The organism is Sediminicola arcticus (genome assembly GCF_040566695.1).
Classification (GTDB): domain Bacteria; phylum Bacteroidota; class Bacteroidia; order Flavobacteriales; family Flavobacteriaceae; genus Sediminicola; species Sediminicola arcticus.
Map to the genome: position 1 here is coordinate 127,464 of NZ_JBEXAE010000007.1, position 6,493 is coordinate 133,956.

Sequence of the window (6,493 nt, forward strand, 5' to 3'; positions counted from 1 at the left end):
GAACCATTCAGTTACTGTTTAAATTATAGGGGACATAATTTTCCCATTCCCAAGGGGTATACACATCCATAACTGCAACTTCCAATACTTCTTTAAAAATGCTTTCGCCATTATCGGAATTGCTCAAGATCATAATTCCTTTTTCGGCTTCGGGGAACAAGATGGTATAATGTTGAAATCCGTCTCCATGTCCTTCTTTAAAAGAAGCTTTTCCATACGGGGTTTGAAAAACGCCCCATCCCAATCCGTAACTTAATTCAATGTCATCATTAGCAGATGATACTACGTTAGAACCTGGAGGAAATTGCGTCAAGCTTCGGATTCGTATTTGGGGTTGGAACAATTCTTTATAGGAGGATTCACTTAAGATCTTTCCCTGCATTATGGCTACCATAAAAAGGGCATAGTCATTTGGAGTAGTTTCTAGGGTACTTGCCGATCTAGGCTCATTGTCCATATCTTTTTGATACAATTCACCTTTTGTTTTGTGTCCAAAAGCAAAATCCTTACCATATTCTTCTTGCCATTTATAGCTGGTGCTGTCCATGTGCAGGGGTTGGAAAATTATCTCCTGTGCCAATTGCTCTAAATTTTTACCGGTCAGTTTTTCTATCACTACTTGTAAAAAGACCATACCCTCACCTGAATAGAGATACTTAGTTCCCGGTTCAAACTTTACTTTCAGCAACTGATCAGCTTCAAACCATCTCCAATTGGGAAATCCGGAGGTATGGTTCAAACACATTCGAGCTGTAATCTTGTGATATAGGGAGTCGTTTTTTAATTCAGAAAAATTATCATGCCACTTGGTCAAGGGTTGATATTCATATATCTTTTTTGGTAAGTAGGATTCCAGGGGCGTATCGAGATCAATTATATTATTCCCTACGAATTTCAGTACCAATACTCCAAAAATGGCCTTGCTTAAAGAAGCGCCATACATATTTGTATTGCCGGTCAATTTTAGTTTTTCCTTATAATTTTTGTAGCCAAAGGTATTTTGATAGCTTGTTTTATTTTTCTCAAAAACAGACACTGCAAGCCCATGCACCTCTGCGTCTTTTACCAATTGTTCAATTTTAGAGGTCAAAGAATCTTTGGTTATCTGGGAACCATCCAGTCGCTCGATGATGGAGGATTGTGCATTGGCCATATTGGAAAAAAGTACTATTCCAACAACAAACAATAGTAAAGGACTGGATTTTCTATTCTTTTGATTTTTTTTTAAAAAGGGAAATGCCAAAGGGTAATAACATGTATAGGAATTGATGGCCCTAAAAATATTGAAGATGGTAATCCCTACACTAAAAGGAACTATTGCGATAAAAAATAAAAAGCCATATCCCTCCACCGTTAATAAGGCAATGAATGAAATTACATACAATACTGTTATACTGATTTGAAAATTGACAACTTTTATTCCATGCTCATTGTAAAGCCTATTGTCTTCCCGCTTATGTATCCATAGGAACAATGGGAATAATATATTGCACAAAGGCAACACCAAACCTAAGAGAGGAGTACCGTGAAGTAGCAAGAGCCATTTTTGTTGAATATTCTCTTCTTTTGGGTTTTCGAGTATTATTAAATCATCTACCTCAATCTCCAAAGCAACTGCCAGTAGTTTAATCGTTTGAAGATGTGGATGAACATCTCCTTTTTCTATTCGCTGTATTGTGCGAATGGTTACTTCTGTTTTTTGGGAAAGTTCTTCTTGGGAATATCCTTTAAGTTTTCTTTGATATACTAAATTTTTAGCAACAGTCTGGGTGTCCATAATTACTATTTTTTGTTTAATACAAAGCTATGGCCAAGAGATGTACTTTATTACGACATTTAGGTGTCACCTATATGTCATTTACCCTAAACTTAAGGCTTTTGAAGATAAAAAGGCAATTATGTTACTTCTTACCCTCCGGAAATAGATGGTCCGTGGACAGTATTTTTTTATATCATTTAAATACTTTACTTCTTATAGATCAACGATTGGGCTCTAAGCCGTGCCAGCTTTTTTTCGGTTGACATTAGTGTTTCTTTCGTTTTTTCTAGAGTATCCCGATTAGATTCTAGTTTGTCTTTTAAGTCCTCTATTTCTTTTTTTAGTTCTTCAATCTTCTCAGAATCATCTACAATTTGTTCATTTAAGTCAACCACATCCTCGGAAAGATCCTCATAGTTCTTCTCAGTGTCTTCTAACATTTCCTTGTAATATTTCGGAAGATATGTTTTTAAGAAATTTTCTACAATAGTGTTAAGGGCCTTATATTCTTTTTTCAAGTCCTTCTGGTTGATATACTTTTCATTATTGAATTACGCGAAAACCATCATTTCGGATCCAAGTTCGTTTTCTACAATATTGGTATAAAATTCTATTTTATTTGATGATATCTTTTTTATGGTAACTTCTTCAGCTGACAATAAATCTTTATTCTGAAGGAAGCCAATACCCTTTAATTTGAAGTCATAAGTGTCATTGAGATAATCTCTCCAAGCCTCTTTTAAATCGTCAGGTTTTGGATCTAGGCTGACCACTATACAAGGTCTTAATTCATTATTATGTGTTATCGCACCGTTTTTGGTAACAATCGTCTGGGCATAAATGCTGCCTATCGCCATAAGGTTTAGCAGAAGGTAGCTAATCAATAATTTTGTTGTCTTCATAAATACCAAATTTATATTATTACTAAGAGATTTGAATCAAAAACAACTTTCAATTCCGAAAGTTGTAACGACAACCCTTTAAGAGTGTCAGGGATAAAACTACCATTTCTGAACATTTAGAATCTTAGATTGTAACATATAGGGGTTTATAAGTCAACAGCAACATAGTTTAAAGAAGAAGTTATCCTCCTTTTATGATGCTTTTTTAAAGAAAAAGGACCTATTAATCGGACCCTTTTTTCACGTTTACATTAAAACTCGGCACTTTATAATCCTTGGGTAAATAATTCCCTGGAATAGTGATCATATTACCATCGCGAGCGGCATGGTAATGTGGGGAAAGAATTTCTATTCCCGCTTCATTACAACAATCTTGTATATTTTGGTGTAGTGTGGAATAGATGACACCCTGTTTACTGGCTTCCTTGGTATAGGCGTTGATCTGATAGGCCACATAGAAATCGTCCAGACTTGTCTGGAATACAAATGGAGCAGGTTCTTTTAGTAACATAGGGGTTCTATCGGCCGCTTTTTGCAAGGACTGGTGCACATCTTTCCAGGGCACATCATAACCAATGGTGATCGTAGTATGCAGAATTAAGCCTTCTGATGCCGCAATGGTACTGTAATTAGTAGTGTTTCCAGAGAGTACTGAGGAATTTGGAATGGTAATCTCTTCATTTTTTATAGTTCGTATACGGGTAACCAATAATGTTTTTTCTATGACATCTCCTGTAATATCTCCAATTTTTATTCTATCATTAAGTTTAAACGGTCTCATGTAGGTAATGACCAATCCGGCAACCATATTGGCTATGGCTGTAGAGGAGCCTAAAGAGAATAAGACGCCAATAAATACAGATACTCCTTTAAAAATATCGGAATCGGACCCTGGTAGGTAAGGGAATATCAAAACAAACATAAAGGCATAGAGAAGGAACTTCACGATACTATAGGTTGGCATTGCCCAATCTGAATAAAAGCCCGACAGTTTTAATTTCCCAGAATCTATTTCCGCAAATATGTATTTCACAAATTGGATAACATACTTCATCACAAAATAGATGACCAATATGCTGAACAGATTTGGCAAATAGGCCCAAATAGCGATTAAAACTACTTTAAAAGGAGACCAAATCAATTGAAATAGGGCATCTGCCCAAGTTCTGGAGAAAGGGAAAATACTAAATATGATGGGTAGGGTAATATACACCAGCAAGGCATAGATAAACCACCGTAATAGTTTAAGGGCAAATAAGACAACCTGCATCTCTTGGTCTGCAGTTAAAAAGGTATAGTCCTTATAGGAAAGACTTTTTAGCCAAGTATCTTTTTTTAGCATTAGGTAGTCCAGTAATCTCTTGTAGCCCCTACCTATCAACCTAAGAAAAAACCAGGCTAGAGTAACCACTAAGATCACAAGCCCAATTCGAAGTAGGATCTTACTTAGGCTGTTTTCTTTCTTTGCACTTAATATGGAATTTTGAATAATTGTTTTGAATTCTCCAGAAAGATCTACCATGTTTTTGTTATACCAGAGGGCATCCGTTTCTGAAATACTCATGATTATGGATTCACCATAAATAATGTCAATGGTATTTTCAGATTTAACGGCTGAAAGTGAATCAGCTTTAAAAAAATCATTTTCGTAAAGGGTATTTATTTTCTTCTCAATATTTTTGGTCCTATCCAATGGAGTAGAGGCACCAATTTTTGAGTAGACATAAAACAATGTGTCTTTTAAGACCCCTAAAACCGGAAAACCTTTGGCAGTGGCACGCAATGAATTGATTCTAGCCTTTTTGTCTAACAACCGCTGATTTTCATTATCCCTTATGCTTTGAAGTTGCTTTTGAAGTTCATCTTTCTGCAGATTATCGGTAGTTTTTAGAGAGGACAATTGATTCTCCAATTCTACTTTTTTGAGGGAATCGGCAACACGCAATTTTTCAATTTCAGCAAGTTTTTGGTTGTATTGCTGTAACACCGCATTATTTATGGAATCTTTACTGACATTAATATTATCTGTTTGGGCTTTTTCCTGTCCTAGTCCGAACATGTTCCATAACAGGACAAATAATACTATGTTTATCTTTTTAAATTTGATCATATCCTAACTACTTAATTAAGAACTAAAATATACTAAAAAAGCGATTTTAAAGCTTGTATTATTTTAGGAATATCCGCAAACCAAAAACCAGTAGATCCCTTTGCTCAAAATCTAAACCCTCAAATCTAACAAATCCCTTCTTCTCATACATTTCCCATGCTGTGACTCAATACAAATCAGAAATATCAGCAGTTAGTATTTTGTTGTGGATTGTAGTAGCCCAGCTCATTAATCATGGCCTAACGCGAGCTTATTAGGAAACCTATTTTTTAAAAGGGTATTTTTAGCGTAAAGGTAGTTTGCTCATCGCTAGACTCCGTAGTTAAGGTTCCTCCATGTGCCTTTGCAATTTCAGAGGATATATACAATCCTAAGCCTAGACTTTTTTTATTCCTGTTGGCATTTTCGGAGAAAAATGGTTTAAATAAATTAGTTATTGCCGTATCTGATATTTTTTCTCCTGAATTACTTACTGAAAGAATAAACTCCTTATCCAACGTATAGATATCCACAGTGATGGGATGATCCTCTGCGCCATGTTTTATGGCATTCCCTAAAATATTAGAAAAAAGTTGGCCGACTCTGTTGACATCACAGGTTACTGTTTTTCTTAATTGCATGGATTGCTTTATTTCATGGTGGGAATCCAAGGTTCTCATTTCTTGAAGTATTTGTTCAAGAACCTTTAGTAACAAATCGTTATCACTCGTTAGCTCCAATTTAATTCCATCTCCCAAATGCCCCATTGCAAAATCTAAAAGATTGTCAATAAGACCTTGCATACGATAGGTGGTAGCTTTTATAATTTCTGCTTGCCGTATAGCAGTTTCATCTATTGAAAGTTTCAATAAAATATCGGCGCACATACGAGTGGTACTTACCGGATTTCTAAGATCATGGCCTAGAATCGCTATAAATGTCTCTCTGAGTTCTGCAATCTTTCGTTCTTCCATCAAATTAGCAGAGACTCTTTCCAATTCTTCTACGGCTTCTAAATGAAATGAGATAAGGTCGGCATATAAATTGAACATGCCTCTGATTTCTGGGGTATCGATTTCTGCAGGTTTTAGATCTATGGCACATAATGTGCCAAAAAATGTTCCATCCCTACGGAAAATTGGGACAGAAATATAACTTTGGAACCCATATTTTAAGGGGATAGGGTGGGCCTTATAACACGTATCGGTAGCCACCTCATTAATGACCACGGGCTGATGGGTTTCACGAACATCTTTACAAAACGTGGTCTTTATGGGCAGTTCATCCCCAGGTAAAAGCCCAAAATTAATTTGATCTCTAGTACTACATGCCACCCAATTAGATTCGGTTACTCTTGATATTGCGGCAAAACCCATACCTGTTGTCTTACAAATAAGATCCAATAAGTCGGGCACCACTTTTATTTGATTTATGGCAACTACCTCTTTTTGGATATTTATGTTCAAATTGGTAAGCATTGTTGGTTCTGTCTATTATTTCATAAATATAATAAATTACATTTTCATTAGTTGTCTGATTTCCAACGGAAACATATTTTAAATAGATTAAAGAAGATGGTACGTTATTTTTAAAGGAATAGGCCTAATTACAATTTCAAAATATTTTAAGATTAAAATAACGGAGATATCTTATGATAACTAAGCTAGAGGTATTTAAATTTATACTACTCCCCATCTGTAAGACAGTTTAAAGATATTTATTATTAATTATGATGCCATTTTT

5 protein-coding genes are annotated in these 6,493 nt (G+C 35.4%); all 5 read right to left on the reverse strand.

Annotated elements, in window-relative coordinates; genetic code table 11:
* Positions 1-7: 7 nt before the first annotated feature.
* The 5 genes from ABXZ36_RS13875 to ABXZ36_RS13895 all read right to left on the reverse strand — a co-directional run bounded on the left by ABXZ36_RS13875 (position 8) and on the right by ABXZ36_RS13895 (position 6,228).
* On the reverse strand, positions 8-1,777 hold the full coding sequence (locus ABXZ36_RS13875) for a serine hydrolase (protein WP_354616281.1): 1,770 nt from the start codon (positions 1,775-1,777) through the stop codon (positions 8-10).
* Between the two features lie 188 nt (positions 1,778-1,965).
* Positions 1,966-2,277, reverse strand: coding sequence for a coiled-coil domain-containing protein (locus tag ABXZ36_RS13880; RefSeq protein ID WP_354616282.1), 312 nt, complete (start codon positions 2,275-2,277; stop codon positions 1,966-1,968).
* Between the two features lie 33 nt (positions 2,278-2,310).
* Positions 2,311-2,661, reverse strand: a complete 351-nt coding sequence (locus ABXZ36_RS13885) for a hypothetical protein (protein ID WP_354616283.1) — start codon at positions 2,659-2,661, stop codon at positions 2,311-2,313.
* Between the two features lie 223 nt (positions 2,662-2,884).
* Positions 2,885-4,771, reverse strand: a complete 1,887-nt coding sequence (locus ABXZ36_RS13890) for a DUF8459 domain-containing protein (RefSeq protein ID WP_354616284.1) — start codon at positions 4,769-4,771, stop codon at positions 2,885-2,887.
* Between the two features lie 269 nt (positions 4,772-5,040).
* Complete coding sequence (locus ABXZ36_RS13895; RefSeq protein ID WP_354616285.1) at positions 5,041-6,228, reverse strand: GAF domain-containing sensor histidine kinase; 1,188 nt, start codon at positions 6,226-6,228, stop codon at positions 5,041-5,043.
* Between the last annotated feature and the right edge of the window lie 265 nt (positions 6,229-6,493).

Excerpts from the sequence above, each read along its gene's own strand:
- ABXZ36_RS13895 (WP_354616285.1), bottom strand. The coding sequence starts at position 6,228 with ATGCTTACCAATTTGAACATAAATATCCAAAAAGAGGTAGTTGCCATA.
- ABXZ36_RS13890 (WP_354616284.1), bottom strand. The coding sequence starts at position 4,771 with ATGATCAAATTTAAAAAGATAAACATAGTATTATTTGTCCTGTTATGG.
- ABXZ36_RS13875 (WP_354616281.1), bottom strand. The coding sequence starts at position 1,777 with ATGGACACCCAGACTGTTGCTAAAAATTTAGTATATCAAAGAAAACTT.
- ABXZ36_RS13885 (WP_354616283.1), bottom strand. The coding sequence starts at position 2,661 with ATGAAGACAACAAAATTATTGATTAGCTACCTTCTGCTAAACCTTATG.